Here is a 23837-nt window from a genome sequence, read left to right as displayed (position 1 = left end):
GCCAGTCGAGCCGGAGATGATAGGGCGCGAACTGGCGTGGCCAGCACCGCACATCACCCGGCTTGCCCTTGAACTCGTACTCCAGCCACAGCGAGTCGTGCCGGGGCAATGCGTCCGCCGTGCCTTCGACGACGACCTCCATGCGGACGCGGCTGATGCTGCCGAACGCGCCGTAGGCGTTGACGAGATGGAGCGGGTCGAAGGCATAGTTCATGATCTGGCGGCGCGAGAACAGATTGCGCGCCGGGCGGTAGCTCAGGCCGAGGAGCCCGGCGGTCACGGCGATGACCACCACCTCGTACCAGAGCGGGGCAGCGGGCGGATCGGCCGGTGCGCCCACGCCGCCGAAGTCCAGGACCGACAGGGCGAGCACGATCGTGATCCAGTTCAGCCAGCTGAAGTTTCCGGACAGGACCAGCCACAGCTGGGTGGCGATCATCAGGCAGGCGGCGGCCGTCGCGATCGGCTGGGGCGTGAACAGGAGTACGGGGACGACGAGTTGGGTGAAGTGGTTCGCCGCGACCTCCATCCGGTGGACCGGCTTGGGGAGGTGGTGGAAGAACCAGCTCAGCGGGCCGGGCATCGGCTGTGTCTCGTGGTGGAAGTACAGGCAGGTGAGCTTGCGCCAGCAGGCGTCGCCGCGCATCTTGATGAGCCCGGCCCCGAACTCGACGCGGAACAGCACCCAGCGCAGCAGGAACAGCACGAGGACCGGGGGAGCGGTCTCGTCGTTGCCGAGGAAGACGGCGAGGAAGCCCACCTCCAGGAGCAGTGACTCCCAGCCGAAGGCGTACCAGGTCTGCCCCACGTTCACGATCGACAGGTAGAGCACCCAGGGCACGACCCAGAGGAGCATCCCGCCCCACAGCGGCAGCAGCCCGTCGACACCCGCGACCAGCGCCGCCGCGCAGCCGCAGCCCGCCCAGCAGACCAGGGCGAAGAAGCGGTCCGAGTAGTGCAGCTGGAAGAGGCTCGGCGCCCGGCGGAACGGCACCTGCGCCACGTAACGCGGCACCGGCAGCATCCCGCGCTCCCCGATCAGTGCGCGGAACTGGAGCACCGCGCTCAGGAACGCGACGAGGTAGACGGCGGCCAGTGCCCGCTGGAAGACGAGCCGGGCGAGCCAGTACTGATCTGCCGTGAACCACTGCACAAGGCCATTTTGCGCCCGAACCGGCGCCTGCCACCCCTCGACCCGCGCGGACCCGGCGCCCGTCAAACAGGCGGGAGACCAGGGTGCGTGTGCCGACCAGGAACCATGCGACGGCCTTCGCGATATCCGTGGCCCCCGCCGTCGCCGGATGCTCTGGCGGAGGCGAGAAGAAGTCCGCCGACGGCGGCCCCCTCACCCGTTCGCCGCAGCCCGCACCGAGCGGAACGTCGTCGACGCCCAGGTCCGCTTCCTCGTCGCCGACCAGGGCAAGGCCCGCGCCTTCGCCCAGGCGTCGGGCATCTCCCAGGCCGACATCCCCGGCTTCCCGCGCGGCCTGACCCCCGTCGTGCTGCGGGCCGACACCCGCGTCACGAACCACGGCTACCGCAGTGGTCAGGCCACTTTCTGACCCCGAGCACGCCGACGCCTAGCACGTCGCCCCCCACGCCGAGCGACTCGGACAGCAGCGAGCCGCCCACCGACCCGGGCACCACCTCCCCGGACTGCCCGACGCCCCTCTGACCAGCGATCCCGGCGCTTTCGAAAGCTGAGCGTGCGCGCTCGGGCCCGACAGCGAAGAATCATGAAGTGTCATGACGCCCACGTCACTGCCGGACGGCTGGCCAGCGGACCCGCGGCCGATCCTGGCGCTCAACCGGACAGGCTGCTTCGACTGGGACCTCGACAGCGGCCTGATGCATCTGGACGCCGCGGGCCTGGAAGTCTTCGACCTGCGGGCCGACGAGTACGACGGCCATCCGGCGACCCTGGCCGTGCGGGTCCCGCCGATCGAGGCGCACCGCCTGGACGCGTACGTCTCGCACGCGCTCAAGGACGGCAGCCGGACCTACGGCATCTACTTCCGCATCCGGCTGCGCGACGGCGGGCTCCGCTGGACACACACCCAGGGGCACATCGAACGCGACGATACGGGCCGCCCGCGCCGCATCGTCGGCATCGTCCGCGACGCCACCCAGGAACTGGGCGACAGCACGGCCCGGCGTGAGCGCGCCGACGAGGAGGAGGACCGGCGGCGCCGCACGAGCATCGTGCAGGGCACCACCGCGGCCCTCGCACACGCCCGCACCGTGCGGGACGTCATCGACGTGCTCAAGGACACCCACGGCCTGGCCCACCTGGGCGCGTCGAACCTCGTCATGGGCCTGGTCGAGGCCGGGCGGATCCGGCTCGTCGCGGAGGGGCCGACGGGCAGCTTCGTACCGGGCACCAAGTTCACCCGTGTCGACGAGCAGTTTCCGATGAGCGAGGTGGTGCGCACGCTCTCGCCGCGCTTCATCGAGACGGCCGCCGAGTTCGCGGCCTCGTACCCCGAACTGTGGCCGCACATCGACAAGCTCGGCATCACCGCCGCCGCCTATCTGCCGCTGATCGCGCAGGCCAGGCCGATCGGCGTACTCGGCCTGCTCTACCAGGACAAGACCGGCTTCACCGAGGAGGAACGCAACGTCCTGGTCGCCCTGGGCAGCGGCATCGCGCAGAGCCTGCAGCGCGCGATGTTCTACGAGCAGGAGAAGGACCTGGCCCAGGGCCTCCAGCAGGCGATGCTGCCGCGCACCATCCCCGGCGTCCGGGGCGCCGAGATCGCGGTCCGCTACCGCTCGGCGGCGCTCGGCCGGGACATCGGCGGCGATTGGTACGACGTGATCCCGCTGCCGGGCGGCCGGGTCGGGGCGGTCATCGGCGACGTACAAGGCCATGACACACACGCCGCCGCCGTCATGGGGCAGCTGCGCATCGTCCTTCGCGCCTACGCCGCCGAGGGGCACAACCCCGCCACCGTCATGGCCCGCGCCTCCGGCTTCCTGCACGAGCTGGACACCGAACGCTTCGCCACCTGCCTGTACGCCGAGGCCGATCTGTCGACGGGCGTCATCCAGCTGGTGCGGGCAGGACACATCGATCCGCTGCTCCAGCAGACCGACGGGAGCTGTCGCAGGGTGCCCGTCGACGGGGGACTCCCACTGGGCCTCTCCGCCGAGTTCGGCCGTCTCGAATACCCCGTCAGCACCCTCGAACTCGATGCGGGACAGACCCTGTTGCTCTTCACCGACGGTCTCATCGAGGAGCCGGGCGCCGACCTCGACGACGGGCTTCGGGCGCTCGGCGACCTCGCCTTCTCGGGCCCGCGCAACCTACAGGAGCTCGCCGACCGGCTCTGCTCGATCGTCGACGAGCGGGGCGGCGAAGACGACGCGGCCCTGCTGCTCCTGCGCCGCCGCCTCCTCAACGCGCCGCGCTCCGGAGGCCGCCTCCAGCAGCATGTCGGCCCCGGCGATCCGGAGGCGCTCGCCGAGGCCCGGCACATGATCAGGGCCGCCGTGCGCGCCTGGGGTGCCAAGGACCGCGCCGACGAGGTCGAACTGGTCGCCGACGAGGTCATCACCAACGCCCTGATGCACACCGACGGCGCGGCGATCGTGACGCTGCGCGTCCTGACCGGCTCCGACCGGCGCCTTCGCGTCGAGGTCGAGGACTCGTCGAGCGCGCTGCCGCGCCGCAGGGAGGCAGGGGAGTCGGGGGTGTCGGGCCGCGGTCTTCTCCTGGTGGACATGCTCGCGGACGTGTGGGGCGTGGACTCGCGGGGGACCGGCAAATGTGTGTGGTGCGAGTTCATCGTGCCCGCGCGGGACAGCCAGAGCTGAGGGCCGTCGCATGACGATGCCGGACCAGGGCCAGGAGTGAGCGGATGCCGGAACTCCCCGAGGTCGAGGCGCTGCGCGCCTTCCTCACCGACCACCTCGTCGGCCACGAGATCGTGCGGGTGCTGCCCGTCGCGATCAGCGTCCTCAAGACGTACGAACCTCCGCTCACCGCCCTCGAAGGCCGACCCGCCACAGGCGTGGCGCGGCACGGCAAGTTCCTCGACATCGACGCCGACGGCGTGCACCTGGTCACCCTTCCCCAAGCTCTCGGCTTCGCTCGAGCAGGGGAGACCCCATTGCCCGGGCCGGCTGGCTGCACTGGAAGGACCGGCTGCCCGACGGAGTGCCCCGCCCCGGCAAGGGCCCGCTCGCCCTGCGGGTCGCGCTGGAGACCGGCGAGGGCTTCGACCTGACGGAGGCCGGCACGCAGAAGCGCCTCGCCGTGTACGTCACCGAGGACCCGGCACAGCTCCCGGGCATCGCCCGTCTCGGCCCCGACCCGCTCGCCGCCGACTTCGACGAGGACCGTTTCGCGGGGCTCCTGGCGGGCGAACGACGCCAGATCAAGGGCGCGTTGCGGGACCAGACCCTGATCGCCGGGATCGGGAACGCGTACAGCGACGAGATCCTGCACATGGCCCGGATGTCGCCGTTCAAGCTGGCTTCGAGCCTGACCGAGGAGGAGACCCATGGGCTGTACGTGGCGCTGCGGACCACGCTGAGCGAGGCGGTGCAGCGCTCGCACGGGGTCGCGGCGGGCCGGCTCAAGGCGGAGAAGAAGAGCGGCCTGCGCGTCCACGGCCGCACGGGCGAGCCGTGCCCCGTCTGCGGCGACACGATCCGGGAGGTCTCCTTCAGCGACTCCTCACTCCAGTACTGCCCCACCTGCCAGACGGGCGGCAAACGGCTCGCGGACCGGCGGATGTCACGGCTGCTCAAGTAGCGCGCGGCTCAACGGCGGTCGAGCGTCAGGAGGTGCTCGCCCGCCGTGGTGCGCACCTCGTACCGGTCGATGTCCTCGCGGGGGAGCGCGGCGCCGCCCTCTGTCGACACTCCTTCCGATGGCGCACCGGCGGGCACCTTCCACGTCGTCACCGGCTGCTCGGAGCCGTCGCTGCCGATGGCGACCAGCTCGCAGACATGCGAGCCCTCCGGGTCATGGACGCGAAGTCCGATGTCCGTGCCCCAGGCGCGGTCGTGCGCGGTGAGCGTCGCCGAGACGCCGGTGCGGCCGTCACGGGCGGTGATCCGCTCGGGGCCGGGGCCGTCGGCGGTGAGGACCGCCACCGACGGCCCCGCCACGGCGAGTACGACACTCGCGGCGACCGCACACAGCCACCGCCTGCGCCCGGCCGCCCTGTGCCGCAGCCGCCCGGCCTCGGCGAGCAGCCGGTCGCGCAGGCCGGGTCCTGCCGTGGCCAGCGGGTCGACGCGCGGTGGCGTCACCCGGATGTATGCCTCCAACTGCCGTGCCGTGGGGGTCAGTTCGGTGACCAGGTCACGGCAGACCGGGCAGTCCATGAGGTGATCGTCGAAGCGGAAGGTGTCCGCCGCGTCGAGGACACCGAGCGCGTAGGCGCCGGCGTCGCGATGCCGCTCCAGGGACCTCATGGCGTTCCTTGCGTTCTGTGTGGGTCAGGTTGCTTCTTGCCCTCCCGTACGCAGCGGACCGCCGAATCACTCAAGGCACGGCGGCAGAACAGCCATTCGTGTGGTGGCCCGTGCTGTCAGGTGTCAGGTGTCAGATGTCAGAACAAATGGATCGCCAGATGCCCGAGCGGCAGCCCCAGGCGCCACGCCGCCGTCCACACCTTCGGCCCGTCGTCCTCGCTCCCGGGTGACCCGCCGCCCGGCACCGCGTCCAGGTCGGGGGCGAGCAGCTCCGTCTCCTCGAGCCACCGCCAGGCCTGGTCGGCCAGTTCCAGATCGGGTGTGGGAGCGCCGGATGCGGCCGCGTCCGCCGCGAGCCCGGCCATCCGCTCGGCGACCCAGTCCTGCCACGGCTGGTCGTAGGCCGTCAGGGACAGCCAGGTCTCCAGCTGCGAGACGACACGGATGCCCGACAGTTCGCCCCGCGTGTCGGAGAGAAAAATAGTGAGGGCCAGAGCGTCACGCCCCGCTCGGTATTCGAAAGATGTCGGCGGCATCAAATCGCCGGTGCGCAGTAATTCGTCCGCGATGTACTCCGCGTACAGCCAGGCCATCGGCACGGTCAGTTCGCCGCCGGGGCCCTCGGCGTTTCCTCGACTCTCGTGCAGCATCCCGTCTCGCCTTCCTCTGTCCGTGCGCGTCGCCGGCCTCTGGCCCCCAATCCGGAGCACGGATGAGGACAGCCGATTACTCAACAGGGGTGCTGAGCAAGGCGCTTTACAGAGGTTTGACCCGGGCCCCGGTTTCGTCGCAGGTCAAATGCCCTCTGTTCTTCGTGTCACATGGCCGAAGGTTTTGAGTCCGTTTCAGGGACTATGGAGGCATTGCTGCTTGACTCGGCATTGTGCCCGAATGTGGATTCGTTTCGCCGATATCCCCCATTCACGGAGCCTGGTCGATGACACAGCGCACGCCGCAGGGAACAACCGTTCTGGCGGCCGTAATGATCGGAGCCACTCTCGCCGGGACCGCCGCCTGCACGGCGAATGAGGAGCCCGGGCAACGGCACAAGCCGAAGCCGCGACACGAAATGCAGCGGGACGGCGACCCGCGCGGTGGCCATCGGGAAGTGCGGCCGCCCGCGCCATCGGCGGCGGGCGGCGGCGCGGGCGCGCCCCGCGCCTTCACCCTCATCGCATCCGGGGACGTGCTCCCGCACTCCTCGATCATCAGCAAGGCGAACGCGGATGCGGGTGGCGACGGCTACGACTTCGAGCCGATGCTCGTGGGCGTGAAGCCGGTCGTCTCCAAGGCGGATCTGGCGATCTGTCACATGGAGACGGTGTACGGCGAGAACGGCGACTACACCGGCTACCCGACCTTCAAATCCCCTCCGCAGATCGCCCGAGCCCTGAAGGCCACCGGCTACGACTCCTGCTCGACCGCCTCCAACCACACGCTCGACGACGGCGCGGCGGGGGTGCGCCGCACGCTGGGCGCGCTCGACAAGGCGGGCGTCAAGCATGCGGGTTCGGGCCGTACGGCCGCCGAGGGCAGGTCACCGGCGTGGCTGCGGGCGGGCGGCGCGAAGGTCGCGCAGCTTGCGTACACGTACGGCACCAACGGGTACCCGCTGCCCAAGGGCAAGCCCTGGACGGTCAACCTCATGCAGCGCGACCGGATCGTCGCGGACGCGCGGGCGGCCCGCAAGGCGGGCGCGGACGTGGTGGTGGTCTCCGTGCACTGGGGCACGGAGTGGCAGGACGCACCGGACCGCCGCCAGCTGAGCCTCGGCAAGCAGCTGACGTCCTCGCGGACGGCGGGCCGCCCCGACATCGACCTGATCCTCGGTACGCATGCGCATGTGCCGCAGGCGTACGAGAAGGTCAACGGGACCTGGGTCGTGTACGGCATGGGTGACCAGATCGCCGGCGACATGATCAACCACGACGGCGAGAACGATCCGCGTGGCAACCAGGGCACCCTGGGCCGCTTCACCTTCGCCCCACCGGCGTCGGGGGGCGACGACCGCCGCTGGTCGGTGCGGAAGGCGGAGTTCATCCCGCAGTGGTTCAACACGGATACGGGGCGGGTGGTGAATCTGAACGCGGCGTTGGCGCGGGGTGCGGACGTCGGGGACGTCCGGGATCGGATTCGGCGGGTGGTGCTGAGTCGGGGGGCGGGGGAGGACGGTTTGCGGATGGGGCGGTAGTTCGGGTGCGGCCTTCCCGAAACCGGGGGCTACGCCCCCGGACCCCGCTCAAGACCGCCGCTTCGCGGCGGATCTTTCCCGCCCTCCCCCAAGCTCTTCATGAGCAGGGGGGACCCCCTTCCCGATTGCCCGGCATCGGCCCCAGCCTGCCGACGCGCCGTCGTCGGCCGCGCCGCCGTACCGCCGCTTCGCGGCGAGTTTCCCGCCCACCCGCCCGAAACCCGGCACTTGCCCGCCCACCCATCGGTAGGTCTTCCAGCCCGGCCGCAGGCCTTTCAGCCCGTCGAGGGGGTCCCCCTGCTCTTTAAGAGCTTGGGGGAGTTTGAGGACGAACTCGGCGGAGCCGGTGATCGACCGAGCCACGAGCCGGGGTCCGGGGCGGAGCCCCCCACGCGGCGGAGCCGCAAAATGTCACAGCCGGGAAGGGGCGGGATGAGGGAAAGAAGCCCCGCAGGGCCCACCACCTACCCCAGCCGAAGCAGCCACCCCCGCCCCGGCTCCACCCGAACCGCCTCGCCCGCCGCGAACCTCCGCTCCGGCTGGAAGCCGTCGACCGCAGGTGCGCAAGAAGCCAGCGGCTCCCCGCCCGCCGCCGAGGTCAACACGACGTCCACAGGCTCGCGCGCCCAGGAGGCAACCGCCGCCACTAACCCCCCAGGCCCCTCCCACACCGTGGCCGGCACATCCCCCCGCCCGGTAGAAACCGGCGGCGAAGCCCACCACCCCGTCATCTCCGCCTCCGGCAGCCGCAGTGCGTCGAAGGCCCGCCACAACCCCCGTACATCCACCATCGGAGCCCGTCCCGTCATCCCGAAGACAAGCCCCCGCCAGGGATTCCCACCGCCCTCCAACATCTCGCCCATCAACCCGAACGGAATCCCGGAGATCTCGACGAGCCAGTACGCGGGATCGGCACCGGTGCCGATCACCCCCGCACCCTCCACCCCCTCGTAGTCAAAAAGCTCCCCCAGCCACAGCCGGTCCACATACGGCAGCAGTTCCGCATAAAGATTCGCACTGGACGCGAACCCGTCCGCCTCGCGGAACTGATTGCAGGAGTGCAGATCAACCAACGGCGCCCCCTCCACGGACGTGGACGTGGACGCGGACGCAGCCAGCGCCTTGCGAACCCGCTTCATCGTCGTCCGGTCGTACGCCACGTCATCGAGGTAGAGCCCGTCCACGCCCACGACCCGCCGCAGCCGCTCGATCCCGCACACATAGGAGTTGTGCCACCGCGAGTCACCGGACGTGACGACCGCGACGTCCCCGACGTCGGGCGCCACCCACCCGGGGACGTAGTCATCGCCCAGATGTTCCCGCAGCCACGCGTGCCCACCACCGGGCCCCGGCGCGAAGATCTCGTCCCCGAGCCCGGCGAGCACCGGCAACTCCGGTGTGTGCCGCGTCAGTTCACGCACGGTGTCGTAGACCTTGACCCGAACCCCGAGCCGATGCGCCTCTGCCACGTACGAGCGCAGCGCGTCCGCGCCGAGCAGCGGATCGTTGATGTACGGGTTGGGCGGCGTCGCGTGGTGGAGGTTGGCGATGTTCGCGCCGTACTCGGCGATCTCCGTGGGCGACGCGTACGCGTGGAAGTAGCGCTCGGACAACTGGCGGCCCGGATCCAGCGGCTTGAACGGGGTCAGGAGCAGACGGAACTCGAAGCACCGGCTCTCGCCCGCGCTCAGCGCGAGCGGACCGCTGAAGGCGGTCAGCCGCCGGACGCCGTCCGCCGTACGCAGCCGCACCCCGCCCGCCCCGTCGCCCGCCCAGGAACGCGGCGTACGCAGGGGCTTCTCCCGGTAGTAGTTGGTGTTCAGCGGCCGTGCGTAGTGCTCGTCGCGCAGGCCGAGCTGGAGGCCCGCCGCCGGGTCGCCGAGCCAGAACGCGTCCTGGTTGCGGGTGGGGGTGTCCCAGTTCCAGTCATACGTCCGCGGGCAGGCCCGGCCGGTCAGGCCAAGACCCATCGCGTACCGCGCGACCTCCTCGCGGATCGGCACGTCGAGTGTCACGTCGAGCTCGGTGTCGGCGGTCGCCTCGATCGTCGCGCGCACGACCAGGAAGCCGTCGGACTCCAACTCGCCCTGGACAGAAAGGAGTACGTCCCGCCCCTTCGCCCGCGTCGACCAGTGCGCCCGTGCCGGGCCCGGCCGGTCGAGGGTGAGCGGCTCCCGTTCGAGGGGGCGGCCGACGTCGAGGGTGATCGGCGCGGCGAGCAGTTCGCGCTCCGGTCCGTCGGTGCGCGTGACGGTCGGGGTGAACGTGGAGGCGATCCGCCGGGGGAGTCCGTCCGGGCCGAGTTCGACCGTGCGGCCGAGAATCGCAAGGCGCTGTCCGTCGGTCTCGACGGGGGTGAACGGCGCCACCACCTCGTCGTTCTGCGCGAACGCCGAGTCCAGCCAGCCGAGCCGCGCGAGCCGCCACGGCTCCCCGGCACCGCCGTCGGCGACGGCGTCCTCGCCGACCGTGAGCCGCAGCGGCAGGATCCGCTCCGGGGCGCCGGACGCTCGAACGGCGATCTCGCCCTCGTACAGGCCCGGTTGGGCGTCCTCCGGCACCTGCACGCCGAACCACAGCGCGTTCGCCCGCCCCGCACCGACGTCGACGCGCCGCACGAAGGCTTTGCCGCGCGCGTCGGTGCCGCCCGTGCTGATGCACCGCACGGCGAAGGGCAGCCCGCGGATCTCCGCGCGTACGTCCGTCAGGTCCCCGAGCGCGTACAGGCCCACCTGCAGCGCGCGGAACTCGCCGCGGTCGGCCGTGACCACGTGCGGTGCGAAGGGGGTGGCCCGTGCCCAGCGTGCGGGCAGCCGGTGGTAGCGGCCGAGCGGATGTCTCCGGTCCTCGCCGAAGAGGAGGAACTGTTCGGCTGCGTACGCTTGTTGGAGCTGGGATCGCTCTTCCGCCGTCGCCGCGAAGCCCAGCGGTGCGAACGAGTCGACCGCGCTCGCCGCCTCGTATCCGAAGGCCTCGGCGCGCGGCAGCTTCTCCCACCCGGCGGTGTCGTGCAGTCCGCAGCGGTGGACCCAGCCGGGGTCGGCGGTCCTGGTGGTCCTGCGGTAGTCGGCCTGCGGGTAGTAGGGCTTGCCCGTGTGCGCGTACGGGAGATAGTGCACGGCGTAGGTGCCGGGGCCGTCCACCGGCTCGAAGGCGATGCGCCCCGCCTCGTCGGTCACCTCCAGGGCCACCGTGTTGCGTACGCGTTCCCCGGACGGGCCGACGACGATCACGTCCACCGACCCGGGGTCCGGATCCTGGCGCCGCCAGGGGAGTTCGGCCGCGACGGCGTGCGCCGCGGTGTCGGTGGCGTCGGCGCGTACGAGCAGCCGGTGGTTGCCGTAGACGTCGCTGTCCCAGGAGCCGATCCCGCATGCCAGCTCCGGATGACCGGTCTCACCCATCTGTGCTCCCCCAAGGGCGCTGTTTATTAGGTAAGTTTCTCAATCTCTCCGGGGTCACACTGGAGATCAACCGATCGCGATGTCAAGGGGGACGCCTTGAATCGGGGAGCCCAGGCGGGGGAGTCCATGAAGGGGGAACCCATGAGTGGAGACCCGTCGCTGCTGCGCCGCCTCAACGCGGCGGCCGCCCTGCGTGTGCTGCGCGAGCGCGACGAGATCACCGTGCCGGAACTCGCCGCGCTCATCGGCGTCTCGCGGCCCACGGCGCAGGACCTCACGGCCCAGCTGCTTCGCGAGGGCCGCCTGGTGGAACTGACGCCCGGCAGCGGCAGCGTGGGCAGGCCGGCCCGCAGATTCCGCTTCCGTGCGGAGGCCGCGCATGTGCTCGGCGTGGACATCGGCGCGCACAAGATCCTGGTGCACGCGGCCGATCTGCTCGGCCGCACCGTGGCCACCCAGCGTGTCGCCGTCACGCCCGAACTGCCGGGGCCCCGGCGCCTCGACGCCGTCCGCGAGGCGATCGCGGGTTGTCTTGCCCAGCCGGCGGCGAAAGGCGTGCGCCCGCTGGCCACCGGGGTCGGCACCAGCGGCATGGTGGACGCGCGGGGGCGGGTGGTGGAGAGCGACTCGCTGCCGGACTGGACGGGCCGCGACCTGACCCGCGAGCTCGCCGACGCCGGCCACGGCCCGGTCGTCGTGGGCAACGACATCCAGCTCGCGACGCTCGCCGAGTGCACCGGGGGAGTGTCCGTCGGCGCCCGTGACTGCGTGTACCTGTACGTCGGCAACCGCCTCGGCATCGGCCTGTGGCTGCGGGGCGAGCTGCACCGCGGACACCACGGCGCGGCGGGCGAGATGGTCGCGGGGGACGGCTGGGGACGCTGCTACCAGCGGCTTCTCGACTGGTTCGCGGGCCACGAGGGCGCGGACCGGCCCACCCGCGAGAACGCGGCACGGGCAGTGGTGACCGCCGCGGCGGCCGGGGACGGCGGCGCCCGCTACACGTTGCGCGCGTTCGCCGAGGCGCTCGCCGACAGCCTGGCCCGCCATGTCGCCGTACTCGACCCGCAGTCCGTGGTGCTCGGCGGCGGCATCTCCCGCGCGGGCGCCCTGCTCAGCGAGCCGTTCGCGCAGCGGCTCGCCCAGCTCAGCCCCTATGCGCCCACGGTGCAAACATCCGTACTCGGCGAGGAATCAACCGCAATCGGGGCAGCCCGTCTCGCACTGGAACACATCGATCACGCCGCGCAGAAAAGTCCAACTCTCTAGGACCGACAGGTGGTTGACGGACGAGAGCCGCGCTTCGATGATGTGGCTCTCATTCGGCAACTTGGCTTCTTAATTGGCCGCATGCCGACATCCCCATTCCGTCGTGCCGCCAGGCCAGGGAGTACGTGTGACATCCCAAGGAACGCTGCGCAGGACCAAGGCCGCGTCGCCACCGCCCGCGTCAGCCGCGCCGCCGCAGGGGCCGCCGCGCCATCGCCGCGTCCCGCTCCGCGTCCGATGGCGGAACAACTGGGTGATGCTCGCCCTGATGGCCCCGGGACTGCTCTTCTTCCTGGTCTTCTTCTACGTGCCGATGCTCGGCAACATCGTCGCCTTCCAGGACTATCAGCCCTTCATCGGCTTCAAGGAAAGCCCGCTGGTCGGCCTCGCCAACTTCCAGGAGCTCTTCGCCGACCCCGCGTTCTGGGAGGCCGTGCGCAACACCCTGGCCTTCGCCGCGCTCCAGCTGATCTTCTTCTTCCCGGCCCCGCTGGCCCTCGCCCTCCTTATCAACAGCCTGGTCAGCCCGCGCATCAAGAAGTTCGTGCAGAGCGTCGTCTATCTGCCGCACTTCATCTCCTGGGTGCTCGTCGTCGCGCTCTTCCAGCAAGTCCTGGGCGGCGCGGGCCTGTTGAGCAACTACATGCGCGACCACGGCATGTCCGCCCTGGAGGTGATGACCGACCCCGGCACCTTCCCGCTCCTGATCACCGGGCAGGTGATCTGGAAGGACATCGGCTGGGGCATGATCATTTACCTGGCGGCGCTCGCCGGCGTCGACCAGTCCCTGTACGAGTCGGCGGCCGTCGACGGCGCCGGACGCTGGCGCCGCATGTGGCACGTGACCCTGCCCGCGGTGCGCGGCGTCACGATCATGCTGCTCGTGCTCCGCCTCGGTGACGTACTGTCCGTCGGCTTCGAGCAGTTCCTGCTCCAGCGCGACGCGGTCGGCGCCCGCGCCGCGGAAGTCCTCGACACGTACATCTACTACCACGGCGTCGTCTACGGCGACTGGGGCGTCGGCGCCGCCGCCGGCCTGGTCAAGGGCGTCGTCGGGGCCCTGATGATCTACGGCGCCAACAAGGTCGCCCACGCCTTCGGAGAGCACGGGGTGTACAGCAAATGAGCAGCTTCGGATCCCCCCTGCGCACCCGCGCGGCCCGCGAGGAGCGGCCCGCCTGGGAAGAGCCGCCGACGAGGATCGGCTCGACCGCCAAGGCCGTCGTCATCACCGTCATCTGCGCCGTGATGATCCTGCCGTTCGTCACGGTCCTCTCCACCAGCCTGGCCTCCCGCAAGGAGATTACCGAGGCGGGCGGCTTCGTCCTCTTCCCCACGGAGCCGACCCTGGACGCGTACCGTACGATCCTCTCCGGCGGCATCGTCTCCCGCGCCGTCGTCGTCAGCGTCCTGATCACGCTGGTCGGCACGGCCCTCTCGCTCCTGACGACGATCGCCCTCGCCTACGCCCTCAGCAAGCGCGGCGTCCCCGGCAGCAAGCCGATCCTCCTGATGGTCCTGTTCACGCTGCTCTTCGTGCCCGGCATGGTCCCGATGTACGTGGTGGTCAAGGAGCTCGGACTCCTGGACTCCTACTGGTCGTTGATCCTCCCTGTCATGATCAACGCCTTCAATCTGGTCGTCCTGCGCGCGTTCTTCATGAACATCCCCGAGGAGCTCTACCAGGCGGCGCGGATCGACGGCGCCGGCGACTGGCGGATCCTGACCCGCATCGTGCTCCCGCTCTCCAAGGGCGTCGTCGCCGTCGTCGGCCTCTTCTACGCGGTGACGTACTGGAACGCCTTCTTCAACGCGATGCTCTACCTCAACGACTCGGGCAAGTGGCCCATCCAACTGGTCCTGCGCACCTATGTCGTTCAGGGCAAGTCCATCACGGGCGACCAGTTGGGCGTCACGAACATGCCGCCCCAGCAGTCGATCTCCATGGCCGTCGTCATGATCGCGCTCATCCCGATCCTGCTGCTCTTCCCGTTCCTGCAGAAGTACTTCACCAAGGGCGTGCTCACCGGCGCCATCAAGGGCTGAAAACCCATCCCCCTTCTGACACCCTTCGCGGAGATTCCCATGACAGGCATGTCCCGACGCACCTTCCTCAGCCTCTCCACCGCCGTAGCCGCGGGAGCGGCCGCCACCTCGCTGACGGGCTGTGGCTCCTCGACGAAGAACTCGGGCGAGGCGGCATCGTCGAAGGTGAAGCTGCCTTCGTACGTCCCCTTCGACAAGATCAGTCCCGACCTGGCGCCGAACGCGAAGGGGCTCTCGGCGGGGTTCCTCTCGTACCCCAAGGACCTGGTGCAGAGCGTCGCGAAGACCCCGGGCGACGGCTCGAAGATCACGATGCTCACGGAGATCTGGACGCAGCCGCCGACCCCCAAGGACTCCAACGCCTACTGGAAGAAGCTGGACAAGGAACTCGGCGTCGACCTGACCGCGATCCTGGGCACCGACCCCGGCTACGAGGAGAAGTTCTCCGCGGTCGTCGCGGGCGGCGACCTGCCCGACCTGCTGTGGATCCCGCCCAACCAGGGCATCCAGCACATCGCCGAACTCCTCGAAGCCAAGTGCGCGGACATCACCGAGTACGTCTCGGGCGACGCGGTGAAGAGATATCCGAACCTCGCCGCGATGACGCCCGCGCACTGGAAGACGGCCGTGGTGAACGGCAAGATCTGGGGCGCACCCGTCCCGTACCCCGCGTTCGGCCAGGTCTTCGGCGGCAACCCCAAGGTCTGGGCGAAGGCGGACGGCATCCAGGCGAGCAGCCCGGAGGAGTTCCTCGCCAAGTGCAAGGAGGTCACCGGCGGCAAGGTCTGGGCCCTTGAACCGATCTACGTCAACACGGCCAGCGTCATGAGCCAGTGTTTCGGCGCCCCCAACAAGTGGCGGCAGAACAAGGACGGTTCGCTCACCTGGTTCCAGGACACGGACGAGTACCTGGAAGCCCTCAACTTCGTCCTGAAGCTGAAGAAGGCGGGTGTCTTCTACCCGGGCAACCCCAAGATGGCCGACGCGTACATCAAGATGGCGCAGGGCTCGATCGGCGCCTGCGTCTACGCGAACCCCTTCAACGCCCGCAAGGACACCCGCGTCCAGGACCCCGAGCTTGCCGCCGAGATCCTGATCCCCTTCGCCGCGGGCGGCCGGAAGCCGGGCCACCACTTCCACCTGGGCACCATCGGCTACACCGCCGTCAAGAAGGGCGACGAGAAGCGGGTGCGCATGCTGCTCGACGTCCTGAACTACCTGGCGGCGCCCTTCGGCAGCAAGGAGCGCGAGTTCCTCGAGTACGGCACCGAGGGCGACGACTTCACGTACGACAAGAACGGCTTCCCCACCCGCACCAAGCAGGGCAAGCAGCAGGTCGAGGGCCTCTTCAGCGGACTGCAGACGTCGACGACCTCGCCCTTCGCGATCATCGCGTCGAGCTTCCCCGGCGACGAGCGGGCCCAGGACGTCAAGGACGTCTACGCCGCCGAGAAGAAGCTCCTTGCGACCGCCGTCCAGAACCCGGTGGTCGGCCACTACTCCGACGCGTACACCCAGCACTACGGTCGCATGCAGACCGAGGCGGGGGACCTCGTCAACGACATCGTCAGCGGCCGCAAGAAGCTGAGCGAGTGGAAGCCGTTCTGGGCGGAGTGGAAGAACAAGGGCCTGGACCAGATGGCCAAGGAGTTCGCGCGGTCGATCGAGAAGAGCGCCTGATCCGCTAAGGCGTCTTGTCCTGCACGTCGGCCTTGGCGAGCTCCGACTTCCGGTACGAGTACCCGAAGTACACGACGAGGCCGACGGCGAACCACACGGCGAACCGCACCCAGGTCTGCCACTGCAGGAACGTGATCAGCCAGATGGAGAAGGCGACCCCGATGGCCGGCACGAACGGCATTCCCGGGCAGCGGAACGTCCGCGGCAGATCGGGCTGCTTGTAACGCAGCACGATCACCGCGATGCACACCACGACGAACGCGAGCAGGATGCCGATGTTGGTCAGCTCGGCCGCCTCGCCGATCGGCAGGAACCCGGCGATGGCGGCCGACGCGAACCCGACGATCCAGGTCACGCGCGTCGGCACATGCCGCGTCCTGTGCGTCTTGGCGAACCACTTCGGCAGCAGCCCGTCGCGCGACATGCTGAACCAGACGCGGGTCACGCCGAGCATGAACGTGAACATCACGGTGAGGATGCCGATGATCGCGCCGACCGCGATGACATCGGCGAGACCGCCGAGCCCGACGGACTTGAAGGCGGTGGAGAAGCCACTCTCCGGGTCGATGTCCTTATAGCTCTGCATGCCCGTGAGGACCAGGCACGCAAGCACGTACAGCACCATCGAGATGGCCAGCGAGTAGAGGATCGCCTTCGGCATGTGGCGCTGGGCGTCCTTGGACTCCTCGGCGGCCGTACTCATGGCGTCGTACCCGAAGACGGCGAAGAAGACCGTCGCCGCACCGGTGAACGCCCCGCTGACCCCGAAGGGGAAGAAGGGGCTGTAGTTGCCGGTGTCGATGTGGAAGAACCCGACCGCGATCACCACGATCACGACGATGACCTTCAGGACCACGACGACCATCTCGAACCGCGCCGCGTTCTTGATGCCGAGGGTCAGCAGATACGCGATGAGCAGGCACAGGACCGCCGCGAACAGATCGACCTTGTGCCCGTCGCCCGTCCCCGGCGCGCCCAGCATCCAGGTGGGGAGCTCGGCGCCCATGTCGTTGAGCAGGAAGTTGAAGTAGCCGGAGATGCCGATCGCGACCACCGCCACGATCGCCGTGTACTCCAGGAGCAGGTCCCAGCCGATGAACCAGCCCGCGAGTTCGCCGAGCACCACATAGCCGTATGTGTACGCCGATCCGGCCTTCGGGATGAGGCCCGCGAACTCGGCGTACGAGAAGGCGGCTGCCGCGCTCGCGACACCGGCGATGAGGAAGGAGATCAGGACGGCGGGTCCGGCCGTGCCGTTGGCCACGGTCCCGGCGAGGGTGAAGATCCCCGCGCCGATGATGCCGCCGATGCCGATCGCCGTGAGCTGCCACAGACCGAGCGTCCGGGAGAGGCCGCCGGCCGCTCCCGACTCGGTCTCTTCGATGTGTTCGATGGGCTTGCGGCGCAGCACGCCCTGCCCCATACGGAGTCCCGCCATGAGCTCCACCTCTTCGCAGACGGCCATGGGCTGATGGCGGATCATGATGGCCTAGGCAGGCTCGCGACGATAGACGCCACACGCCTCACATATGTGAGGGTTCAGCACGGTGGCGGGCGACGGCTACGGCACCACGGTGACGGGCCAGCGCCCCGCCTTGACCAGGCGTACGGCGACCGATCCGACGATCCGGTGCCCGGCCTGCTCGGAGGCGCCGACGACCACGGCATCGGCCTTGAGATCGTCCGCCGCCTTGACCAGACCGCTGTAGGGGTCGCCGCGGAAGGTGTGGAACTCCCAGCGCACGTCGAATATCCCCTTCACCCGCTCGGTCGCCGCCCGGATCTCGGCGATCAGGCCCTCGGCGATCTCGTCGGTCGTCTCGGCGACGGGGGCGCCGAGCGCGGCACCGGCGGCCATCACCGGCTGGACGTAGACGACGGCGAGCAGCGCACGCTGCCGCCGGGCGAGGCCTCCGGCGTATGCGGCGGCCCGGAGCGAGGAGTCCGAGCCATCGACCCCGACGACGATCACCTTCGGGCCGTCGGTACCGCGTTCGAACTGGTGGGAGTGGTCTTCGGTCACAGCGCAGAGGGTACCCAGCCGGCCCCGGAGCTGTTGCCGCTGGTCGAATCGGGTGCATTCGCGGCTCGCCATAGTGTTGCTGGGCCGCGCGGGCCTTCCGCCATGCGACGGATTAGTCATGAAAAAGCATCAAATGACTCCCGGGCGCCGCGCATTGTTGCGCGGCGCCGCTGTCTTCGGGCTTGCCGCCACCGCGGGCTGCGTGGGCACGGAACGGCCCGGCACGCCAGGGCCCAAGGCCACCGGCGAGGCGGCGGCCGGTGGACCGCCTGCCGCCCGCGGCCTCAAGCCGTCCGCATACCGCCTCCAGCCGATGGCCGGCTACGGACCGCCGCATGCCGCCCGCGCCCTGCCGCGCGTACGCCGCGCACCGATCCTGCGCATGGACGGGCAGGACCGCAGCATGGTGCTGACCTTCGACGACGGACCCGACCCCCGCTACACCCCGGGCATCCTGCGCACCCTGCGCCGGTACGACGTCCGCGCCATGTTCTTCGTGTGCGGGGAGAGGGCCGTCGACAACAAGGACCTGCTGCGCGAGATGGCCGACGACGGGCATCTGATCGGCAATCACACCTGGTCCCATCCGCTCCTGCCGAAGATGAACAGGAGCGCGATGCGCCGGGAGATCGAGCGCACCTGCGAGGTCGTCGACGACACCATCGGCGAACCCCCGGCCTGGTTCCGCGCCCCCTACGGGGCCTGGAACCGCAACGCCTTCCAGCTCGGCGCCGACCTGGGCATGGAGCCGCTCGCCTGGACCGTCGACACCCTGGACTGGACCGAGCCGGGCACCGCCACGATCATCCGGCGCGTGCGCAAGGGCGCGGCTCCCGGAGTCGTGGTGCTCGCGCACGACGCGGGCGGCGACCGCTCCCAGAGCGTCGACGCCCTGCGGACGTACCTTCCGGAACTCATCGACTCGGGCTACCGCATTACGGTGCCGAGCCGCCATTCGATGTAGGTCGGGCTTTCGCCCGCCCTGTGGCGCGTGCTTTCCTCGAGATTGCCGTCAGCCCCGCACATCCACAAGGCGGGCGAAAACGACGACGTTCCCGTCGTATCCGGCCTGCTTGGAGAAACCGCCGCCACAGGTGATGACGCGGATTTCCGGGGTCCCCCTGTCACCGTAGACGCGATCTCCCGGGAAATTGTTCTTCTCGAACACTTCGATGCCGTAGATCTCGAAGACCGCGGTCTTGCGGTCCCTGCGCAGGACCTCGACGCGATTTCCCTTCTTCAGCGAACCGAGACCGTAGAAGATGGCAGGACCCTGCTGATTGTCGACGTGTCCGACGATCACGGACGTGCCCTTCTCACCCGGTGACACCGCCCCGGTGAACCAGCCGGCCAGGTTCGGGTCCTCCGGCGGCGGCGCGTCCACCCAGCCCTCCGCGTCGAGCCCCACGGCCATGACCGGCGCGTCCACCCGGATCCCCTTGATCTGGACCCGGTCCGCGGGCGAGAACGTCAGCGGTGCGACGCCCTTCCTGGCCGCATCGGGCGCCTGGTCCGCCGCGGCTGCCGATGCGGGCTGTGGCGGGCCCACGTCGAATTCCCCTGAGCCATTCCGGATCAGCGCGAGGCCGGTCAGCAGAACAAGCGCCATCACGCCCCAGGGCGCGCGCTTCCTCTGCCTTTCCTCCTCTTCGGCCGACTGGGACGAAAGCATTCTCTGATCCCCTCTCAACGCGGCTTTCGAACCGCGTCCGTTGCGCGTACGAGAACGCTAAGCGCGGCGCGCGCGATGAGCGACAGAGCAGGAGCGAACGGGTGGCGGCCATACCGGGCGTGCGCCATCCGAGTCGCCCCGGAAACTAATTTTCTGACGGTCCGTGACCTGCGGCAATATCGGCTTGTGCCTTCACCCTTCGGCGTGTCGCCTCACCAGTACGGCCGATTCCCGAAATGCGGCTCTGTGCACGGCATCTGAGGGTCTGTCTGGGAGGCGCTCTCGCCGATCGACCGGGGACGGTTTCCCCGGGGCGTCTTCCGCGGAGGATTCACATGCGTACTTCCCGTATGCGCGCCACCCGTGCTCTGGCGGTCGCCGTCACCGCGGGTGCGGTCGTGGGGCTCGCCGCCCCGACGGCTGCCGCCTGGGACAACCCGTCCAACATCGTGGCCATGCCGAGCGTCATCCCCAGAGGCGGGCAGCTGACGGTCACGGTCGACAACTGCCCGTCCGGCGGTCACATCGAGTCGACCGCTTTCCCGAGGACGAACCTGAAGCCGATGCCGAACGGCCACACGGCGACAGGGACCGCGACCATCAACCACCACGCCAGCCCCGGCGCTCACGACATCAAGGCCGTATGCGGAGGCAAGGAGCTCACCCGCCCGGCGGCCTTCACCGTCATCCACGGCGGTGTCCGCGGTGGACTCGGCGGCAGCTCCAGCGAGGGGGCGACCACCACCGACATGGCGATCGGCGGGGGCCTCGTGGCGGCCGCCGTGATCGGCGGCGGTGTGTTCTGGATGCGGCGTCGTACGGAGAACGCCGGGCGCGGCATCTGAGGCACGTTCTTGTGCGGTTCGTCCCGCCTGCCTGACCGGCGCGTCCCCCTTCCGCGCCGGTCAGGCGCACGTCAGGCGTCAGGAGTTGTCGTCGCCGGCGCGGCGGCGCGTCCAGTAGTACGCGGTGCCGAGCGTGCCCACGATCAGGGCGCCGCCCAGGGCGATCTCGTGCAGATCGAGACCGCCGAAACTGCCGCCGACGCCGGCCTTCACACCCCGGTGGACGGGGGTGGTGGGGTGCATGGTCGGGTGGTGTGTCGGACGGCCCGTGGCGATGGTGAGATCCGTTGTCCCCTTCTCGCCCTTGCAGTCGAAGGTCACCTCGTACATCGCGCCGGGTTTGGCGTCCGGGAAGACCTGGGCGTTGACGGACTGCTGCCCTTTGGGGATATGGGCGTCGTCGAAGACCCCGGAGGTGACCGTGGTGTCTCCCTGGCAGCCGTCCACGCTGAGCGTGACCTGGCCGCCCGCGGCGATCGTCGAGGGGGTGACGCGGAAGCCGAACGACGTGATGTTGTTGTTCGAGTCGCCGTCGTTGGCGACGGCCGCGGTGGGGGCGGTGAGGGTCAGGGCGGTGGCGGCGAGCAGAGTGGCCGAGGCGACGCGTATCGCGCGCATGATGATTCCTCCGGGTCCCCGAGGAGCAGCCGCGGACCTTCTTCCGCTTGCACCTGAAATGCACCTCGATGCCCGAAACGCTAGGCAGGGGCCCGGGCTGCCGCGATCGCTGTCGCGCGAACGGGGCAACCGTGTGGGCCGGACAGGGGAACGGCCGGGGTGTCGCGGCCCCGATGACGGGATATCAGGGCGTCGGCGGTGTAGCGGCCCACACGTGCGGCCCGCCGCCGCGCCACTCCACCAGATGCGGGTCGTCGAGCGCCATGTCGGCGTCGCCGAGTCCCGTGCGGCGCAGGAACTCCACCAGGTCCTGGTCGTCGTGGGCGACACCGATGGGCCGCCCCCGCACGGTGACCCGCCGTCCGCCGTCGGAATCGGGCGGGTGAACGATGATGGGTGTCTGCCAGGCTGCCATGCCACCAGAGTGCGCCGCGCGGGGCCGCGGCGCAGCCCGGTTTACGGACCTGGGCGGGTGGCCGGTGCGGGAGTGTCGGGGTATCGGTGGCTTCGGTAGCCCTGCCCCGGGGCGGTTGCCGACCAGCGGAGTGTTACGTCCGCGGGGTGGTGATGGGGTCGACCGATCCGCCGTGCAGCTCGGTCAAGGACGGTTGCGTCGGCCGGCACCGGAGCATCCGGGCACCCGTGGCGTTCATAGCCCTCCCACCGGCGCCCGCCCGCCGACGCGAGTGCCTCGTCCGCGAGGCCGATGAGGTGGCCGGTTCGGCCGTCCAGGGCGGCGCGTGCCAGTTCTCCGGTTCCGCAGGGAACCCGGGGCGCGGCGCGTCGGCCCGTCGTGCCGGCCACTTCCGCCGCCCGGCCGGGAACCCGCGTGCGACAGGGCGTACCGCTGGTCCTCCGGCCCGGCCGTGGTCGTCGCGACGCCATCGGGCGCCACGCTTCGACCAACTCCCCCTCCAGCCGAGCGGGTTCCACCCCCGCCATGGTGTTCCCCGTCCCCCAACCGCCTTGCGGATTCACTCGAACACACGTCGAGACCTGCGCGGCGCACGGCCGTGGTCGTGCGCCGGAGTTCTAGGCTACGGACGATGATGATCGAGACTGTGGTGTTCGGCGTGGGGGAGACCCTCACGAAAGATGACCGCTACTGGGCGTCCTGGGCGGACTGGCTCGGCGTGCCACGGCACACCGTCTCCGCGCTCGTGGGAGGTGTGGTCACACGGGGGCGGGACCACACCGAAGTGCTGCGCCTGCTCAGTCCGGACATGGACATCGCCGCCGCGTACCACGCCCGTGAGGTCGCGGGACGCGGCGAGTACCTGGACGAGACCGACCTCTACCCCGACGTGCGCCCCGCGCTCGGCGGCCTGCGCAAGCAGGGGATCCGTGTCGTCATCGCCGGGAACCAGAGCCCGCGCGCGGGCGAGCTGCTGCGTGACCTGGACCTGCCCGCCGACCTCGTCGTCACATCGGAGGAGTGGGGCGTGGCGAAGCCTGATCCCTCGTTCTTCGCCCGGGTCGCCGAGGTGGCGCAGGCCGAGCCGGAGCGGACCGTGTACGTCGGTGACCACCCCGCACACGACATCTACCCGGCGAAGGCGGCGGGCCTGCGCGCGGCGCACATCCGGCGCGGGCCCTGGGGCCACTGGTGGGCCGACGACCCGACCGTCGTCCAGAGCGCGGACTGGCGGATCGACAACCTCACCCAGCTGGCGTCCGTCGTCGCCGGCTGACTCACCCCCCTAGGTTGTCGAAGAGCGCCCGGAACGGATCCGAGCTGGCCGAGATGCCGCGGCTGTAGGGCGCGTCGAAGTCCCAGATCAGGAAGAGCAGGAAGGCGAACAGGGCCGAGAAGAGCCCGGCCAGGATCAGTTCGCGCGGGGTGCGGCGGATCTGCAGGGCGAAGATCATGCCGATGGTCACCAGGCCGCCGGTGATCAGGCCGAACCACACCACGCCGGGCATGGTGGCGCCCGCGCTGTCGCCACGGGCGCTGCGGGCGTCGTCCGCGGCGGCGACCTGGTCGACCATCGGTTGGTAGGCCTGGGCCTCGAAGTCGGACTTGGGTTGGTAGTCGGTCACGTCGTGGCGGACGCGGGTGAGCAACTGGTTTCCGCGGTCGGTGAGTTCGGCGTTCTCGGCCATGCTGTCCCACTCCGTGTTCACCACGTAACCGACATACGCGTGGACGTCGGTGCGGATGCGGTCCCGGACCTCCTCCGGGTAGACCCGAGCCCGTTCGGAGACCTCGTGCAGCGCCTGGGCCTCGGCATGGACGTGATCCTCCGCGACGCTGCGGGCCTCCCAGACGCCGGCGATGGCCAGACCGAGGACGATCGCGTACACCACGCCGATCATCATCGTCATGTACTCGATGACGTCCGGTGTCTCCGATGCGTCGTAATCAGGACTCGTCCTGCGGTGCCGCAGGAAGGCGATGACGAGGACGACGCCGCATGCGGCGAGCATCGCGAGGGTGAGAACAAGCCATTCCGACATGGGACCTCCGGCGGTTCAGCGCGGCCGCAGCGCGGCGGCGGCGAGCACCGCGGGCGCGGTGACGAGCAGGGTGAGCGAGACCAGGGACGGGCCGCTGCGGGGCGGCGCCTTGCGCGGCGCCGGGCGGTACGAGGGATAACTCACCGGCGCTGGTGCGAGTTTGGGGCGGACAGTCGGCGTGGGCTTCGGTTTCGGCTTCGGAGCG

General features: G+C 70.0%; 21 protein-coding genes and 1 pseudogene. 11 read left to right on the top strand and 11 right to left on the bottom strand.

Annotation, left to right across the window (positions count from 1 at the left end):
- The coding region (locus AB0O76_RS42555) for a lipase maturation factor family protein (protein WP_365502884.1) at positions 1 to 1153 on the bottom strand (1153 nt) is incomplete at its 3' end.
- Positions 1154 to 1301: 148 nt separating this feature from the next.
- Here AB0O76_RS42555 and AB0O76_RS42550 point away from each other — a divergent pair.
- The 3 genes and pseudogenes from AB0O76_RS42550 to AB0O76_RS42540 all read left to right on the top strand — a co-directional run bounded on the left by AB0O76_RS42550 (position 1302) and on the right by AB0O76_RS42540 (position 4759).
- Entirely contained in the window at positions 1302 to 1562 is a 261-nt protein-coding gene (locus AB0O76_RS42550; RefSeq protein ID WP_365502881.1) for a DUF6777 domain-containing protein, read from the top strand.
- A gap of 184 nt (positions 1563 to 1746) precedes the next feature.
- Positions 1747 to 3816: a SpoIIE family protein phosphatase gene (locus AB0O76_RS42545; RefSeq protein WP_365502878.1), complete on the top strand. Its 2070-nt coding sequence runs from the start codon at positions 1747 to 1749 to the stop codon at positions 3814 to 3816.
- A gap of 44 nt (positions 3817 to 3860) precedes the next feature.
- A pseudogene (locus AB0O76_RS42540) lies at positions 3861 to 4759 on the top strand (DNA-formamidopyrimidine glycosylase family protein).
- An 8-nt stretch (positions 4760 to 4767) separates the two neighbouring features.
- On the opposite strand, the gene AB0O76_RS42535 reads toward AB0O76_RS42540, so the two are convergent.
- Positions 4768 to 5427, bottom strand: a complete 660-nt coding sequence (locus AB0O76_RS42535; protein ID WP_365502875.1) for a zf-HC2 domain-containing protein — start codon at positions 5425 to 5427, stop codon at positions 4768 to 4770.
- Between the two features lie 137 nt (positions 5428 to 5564).
- Positions 5565 to 6077 (bottom strand): hypothetical protein, encoded by a 513-nt coding sequence (locus tag AB0O76_RS42530; RefSeq protein ID WP_365502872.1) that lies wholly within the window; start codon positions 6075 to 6077, stop codon positions 5565 to 5567.
- Positions 6078 to 6496: 419 nt separating this feature from the next.
- Here AB0O76_RS42530 and AB0O76_RS42525 point away from each other — a divergent pair, with 419 nt between their 5' ends.
- Positions 6497 to 7618 carry a CapA family protein gene (locus tag AB0O76_RS42525; RefSeq protein ID WP_365502898.1) on the top strand — a complete coding sequence of 374 codons (1122 nt, stop codon included), beginning with the start codon at positions 6497 to 6499 and terminating at the stop codon, positions 7616 to 7618.
- Positions 7619 to 8082: 464 nt separating this feature from the next.
- Here the strand turns inward: AB0O76_RS42525 and AB0O76_RS42520 are convergent, their stop codons facing one another.
- On the bottom strand, positions 8083 to 11022 hold the full coding sequence (locus AB0O76_RS42520) for a glycoside hydrolase domain-containing protein (RefSeq protein WP_365502869.1): 2940 nt from the start codon (positions 11020 to 11022) through the stop codon (positions 8083 to 8085).
- A 141-nt stretch (positions 11023 to 11163) separates the two neighbouring features.
- On the opposite strand from AB0O76_RS42520, the gene AB0O76_RS42515 reads away from it, so the two are divergent.
- The 4 genes from AB0O76_RS42515 (at position 11164) to AB0O76_RS42500 (ending at position 16017) form a co-directional block, all read left to right on the top strand.
- Complete coding sequence (locus tag AB0O76_RS42515) at positions 11164 to 12291, top strand: ROK family transcriptional regulator (RefSeq protein ID WP_365502866.1); 1128 nt, start codon at positions 11164 to 11166, stop codon at positions 12289 to 12291.
- Between the two features lie 127 nt (positions 12292 to 12418).
- Positions 12419 to 13417, top strand: a complete 999-nt coding sequence (locus AB0O76_RS42510) for an ABC transporter permease subunit (protein ID WP_365502863.1) — start codon at positions 12419 to 12421, stop codon at positions 13415 to 13417.
- Complete coding sequence (locus AB0O76_RS42505; RefSeq protein ID WP_365502860.1) at positions 13414 to 14337, top strand: carbohydrate ABC transporter permease; 924 nt, start codon at positions 13414 to 13416, stop codon at positions 14335 to 14337. Before AB0O76_RS42510 ends, AB0O76_RS42505 begins: the two co-directional genes overlap by 4 nt.
- Positions 14338 to 14385: 48 nt before the next feature.
- Positions 14386 to 16017, top strand: a complete 1632-nt coding sequence (locus AB0O76_RS42500) for an extracellular solute-binding protein (RefSeq protein ID WP_365502857.1) — start codon at positions 14386 to 14388, stop codon at positions 16015 to 16017.
- A 4-nt stretch (positions 16018 to 16021) separates the two neighbouring features.
- On the opposite strand, the gene AB0O76_RS42495 is transcribed toward AB0O76_RS42500, so the two are convergent.
- Positions 16022 to 17455 (bottom strand): amino acid permease, encoded by a 1434-nt coding sequence (locus AB0O76_RS42495; RefSeq protein ID WP_365502895.1) that lies wholly within the window; start codon positions 17453 to 17455, stop codon positions 16022 to 16024.
- 123 nt (positions 17456 to 17578) lie between these two features.
- Positions 17579 to 18040: a universal stress protein gene (locus AB0O76_RS42490; RefSeq protein WP_266872753.1), complete on the bottom strand. Its 462-nt coding sequence runs from the start codon at positions 18038 to 18040 to the stop codon at positions 17579 to 17581.
- Positions 18041 to 18158: 118 nt separating this feature from the next.
- Between AB0O76_RS42490 and AB0O76_RS42485 the strand changes: the two genes are divergently transcribed.
- Complete coding sequence (locus AB0O76_RS42485; RefSeq protein ID WP_365502854.1) at positions 18159 to 19004, top strand: polysaccharide deacetylase family protein; 846 nt, start codon at positions 18159 to 18161, stop codon at positions 19002 to 19004.
- Between the two features lie 48 nt (positions 19005 to 19052).
- On the opposite strand, the gene AB0O76_RS42480 is transcribed toward AB0O76_RS42485, so the two are convergent.
- Positions 19053 to 19712 (bottom strand): class F sortase, encoded by a 660-nt coding sequence (locus tag AB0O76_RS42480; RefSeq protein ID WP_365502851.1) that lies wholly within the window; start codon positions 19710 to 19712, stop codon positions 19053 to 19055.
- 350 nt (positions 19713 to 20062) lie between these two features.
- Between AB0O76_RS42480 and AB0O76_RS42475 the strand changes: the two genes are divergently transcribed.
- The gene (locus AB0O76_RS42475) at positions 20063 to 20557 is read left to right on the top strand and encodes a hypothetical protein (RefSeq protein WP_365502892.1); all 495 of its coding nucleotides are present in this window, start codon (positions 20063 to 20065) and stop codon (positions 20555 to 20557) included.
- A 78-nt stretch (positions 20558 to 20635) separates the two neighbouring features.
- Here the strand turns inward: AB0O76_RS42475 and AB0O76_RS42470 are convergent, their stop codons facing one another.
- Together AB0O76_RS42470 and AB0O76_RS42465 are read right to left on the bottom strand one after the other, a co-directional pair.
- Positions 20636 to 21175 (bottom strand): hypothetical protein, encoded by a 540-nt coding sequence (locus AB0O76_RS42470; protein ID WP_365502848.1) that lies wholly within the window; start codon positions 21173 to 21175, stop codon positions 20636 to 20638.
- 184 nt (positions 21176 to 21359) lie between these two features.
- Entirely contained in the window at positions 21360 to 21590 is a 231-nt protein-coding gene (locus AB0O76_RS42465) for a hypothetical protein (RefSeq protein ID WP_365502845.1), read from the bottom strand.
- A gap of 634 nt (positions 21591 to 22224) precedes the next feature.
- Here AB0O76_RS42465 and AB0O76_RS42460 point away from each other — a divergent pair.
- Entirely contained in the window at positions 22225 to 22866 is a 642-nt protein-coding gene (locus AB0O76_RS42460; protein WP_365502890.1) for an HAD family hydrolase, read from the top strand.
- 1 nt (position 22867) lies between these two features.
- Here AB0O76_RS42460 and AB0O76_RS42455 read toward each other — a convergent pair whose 3' ends face one another.
- A complete protein-coding gene (locus tag AB0O76_RS42455) occupies positions 22868 to 23632 on the bottom strand; it encodes a hypothetical protein (protein WP_365502842.1) in 765 nt (254 codons plus the stop codon).
- Between the two features lie 15 nt (positions 23633 to 23647).
- Entirely contained in the window at positions 23648 to 23776 is a 129-nt protein-coding gene (locus AB0O76_RS42450) for a hypothetical protein (protein ID WP_365502839.1), read from the bottom strand.
- Positions 23777 to 23837: the final 61 nt, after the last annotated feature.

This window comes from Streptomyces sp. NPDC086554 (assembly GCF_040686095.1).
Lineage (GTDB): Bacteria > Actinomycetota > Actinomycetes > Streptomycetales > Streptomycetaceae > Streptomyces.
This window is presented reverse-complemented; position numbering and strand designations above follow the sequence as displayed.

Bases quoted from the DNA above. Each gene is read 5' to 3' on its own strand.
- AB0O76_RS42515 (WP_365502866.1), top strand. From the start codon at position 11,164: ATGAGTGGAGACCCGTCGCTGCTGCGCCGCCTCAACGCGGCGGCCGCC.
- AB0O76_RS42480 (WP_365502851.1), bottom strand. From the start codon at position 19,712: ATGCTTTCGTCCCAGTCGGCCGAAGAGGAGGAAAGGCAGAGGAAGCGC.
- AB0O76_RS42550 (WP_365502881.1), top strand. From the start codon at position 1,302: ATGCTCTGGCGGAGGCGAGAAGAAGTCCGCCGACGGCGGCCCCCTCAC.
- AB0O76_RS42495 (WP_365502895.1), bottom strand. From the start codon at position 17,455: ATGGCGGGACTCCGTATGGGGCAGGGCGTGCTGCGCCGCAAGCCCATC.
- AB0O76_RS42485 (WP_365502854.1), top strand. From the start codon at position 18,159: ATGAAAAAGCATCAAATGACTCCCGGGCGCCGCGCATTGTTGCGCGGC.
- AB0O76_RS42475 (WP_365502892.1), top strand. From the start codon at position 20,063: ATGCGCGCCACCCGTGCTCTGGCGGTCGCCGTCACCGCGGGTGCGGTC.
- AB0O76_RS42455 (WP_365502842.1), bottom strand. From the start codon at position 23,632: ATGTCGGAATGGCTTGTTCTCACCCTCGCGATGCTCGCCGCATGCGGC.
- AB0O76_RS42465 (WP_365502845.1), bottom strand. From the start codon at position 21,590: ATGGCAGCCTGGCAGACACCCATCATCGTTCACCCGCCCGATTCCGAC.
- AB0O76_RS42505 (WP_365502860.1), top strand. From the start codon at position 13,414: ATGAGCAGCTTCGGATCCCCCCTGCGCACCCGCGCGGCCCGCGAGGAG.
- AB0O76_RS42500 (WP_365502857.1), top strand. From the start codon at position 14,386: ATGTCCCGACGCACCTTCCTCAGCCTCTCCACCGCCGTAGCCGCGGGA.
- AB0O76_RS42525 (WP_365502898.1), top strand. From the start codon at position 6,497: ATGCAGCGGGACGGCGACCCGCGCGGTGGCCATCGGGAAGTGCGGCCG.
- AB0O76_RS42520 (WP_365502869.1), bottom strand. From the start codon at position 11,022: ATGGGTGAGACCGGTCATCCGGAGCTGGCATGCGGGATCGGCTCCTGG.
- AB0O76_RS42530 (WP_365502872.1), bottom strand. From the start codon at position 6,077: ATGCTGCACGAGAGTCGAGGAAACGCCGAGGGCCCCGGCGGCGAACTG.
- AB0O76_RS42545 (WP_365502878.1), top strand. From the start codon at position 1,747: ATGACGCCCACGTCACTGCCGGACGGCTGGCCAGCGGACCCGCGGCCG.
- AB0O76_RS42460 (WP_365502890.1), top strand. From the start codon at position 22,225: ATGATCGAGACTGTGGTGTTCGGCGTGGGGGAGACCCTCACGAAAGAT.
- AB0O76_RS42470 (WP_365502848.1), bottom strand. From the start codon at position 21,175: ATGCGCGCGATACGCGTCGCCTCGGCCACTCTGCTCGCCGCCACCGCC.
- AB0O76_RS42535 (WP_365502875.1), bottom strand. From the start codon at position 5,427: ATGAGGTCCCTGGAGCGGCATCGCGACGCCGGCGCCTACGCGCTCGGT.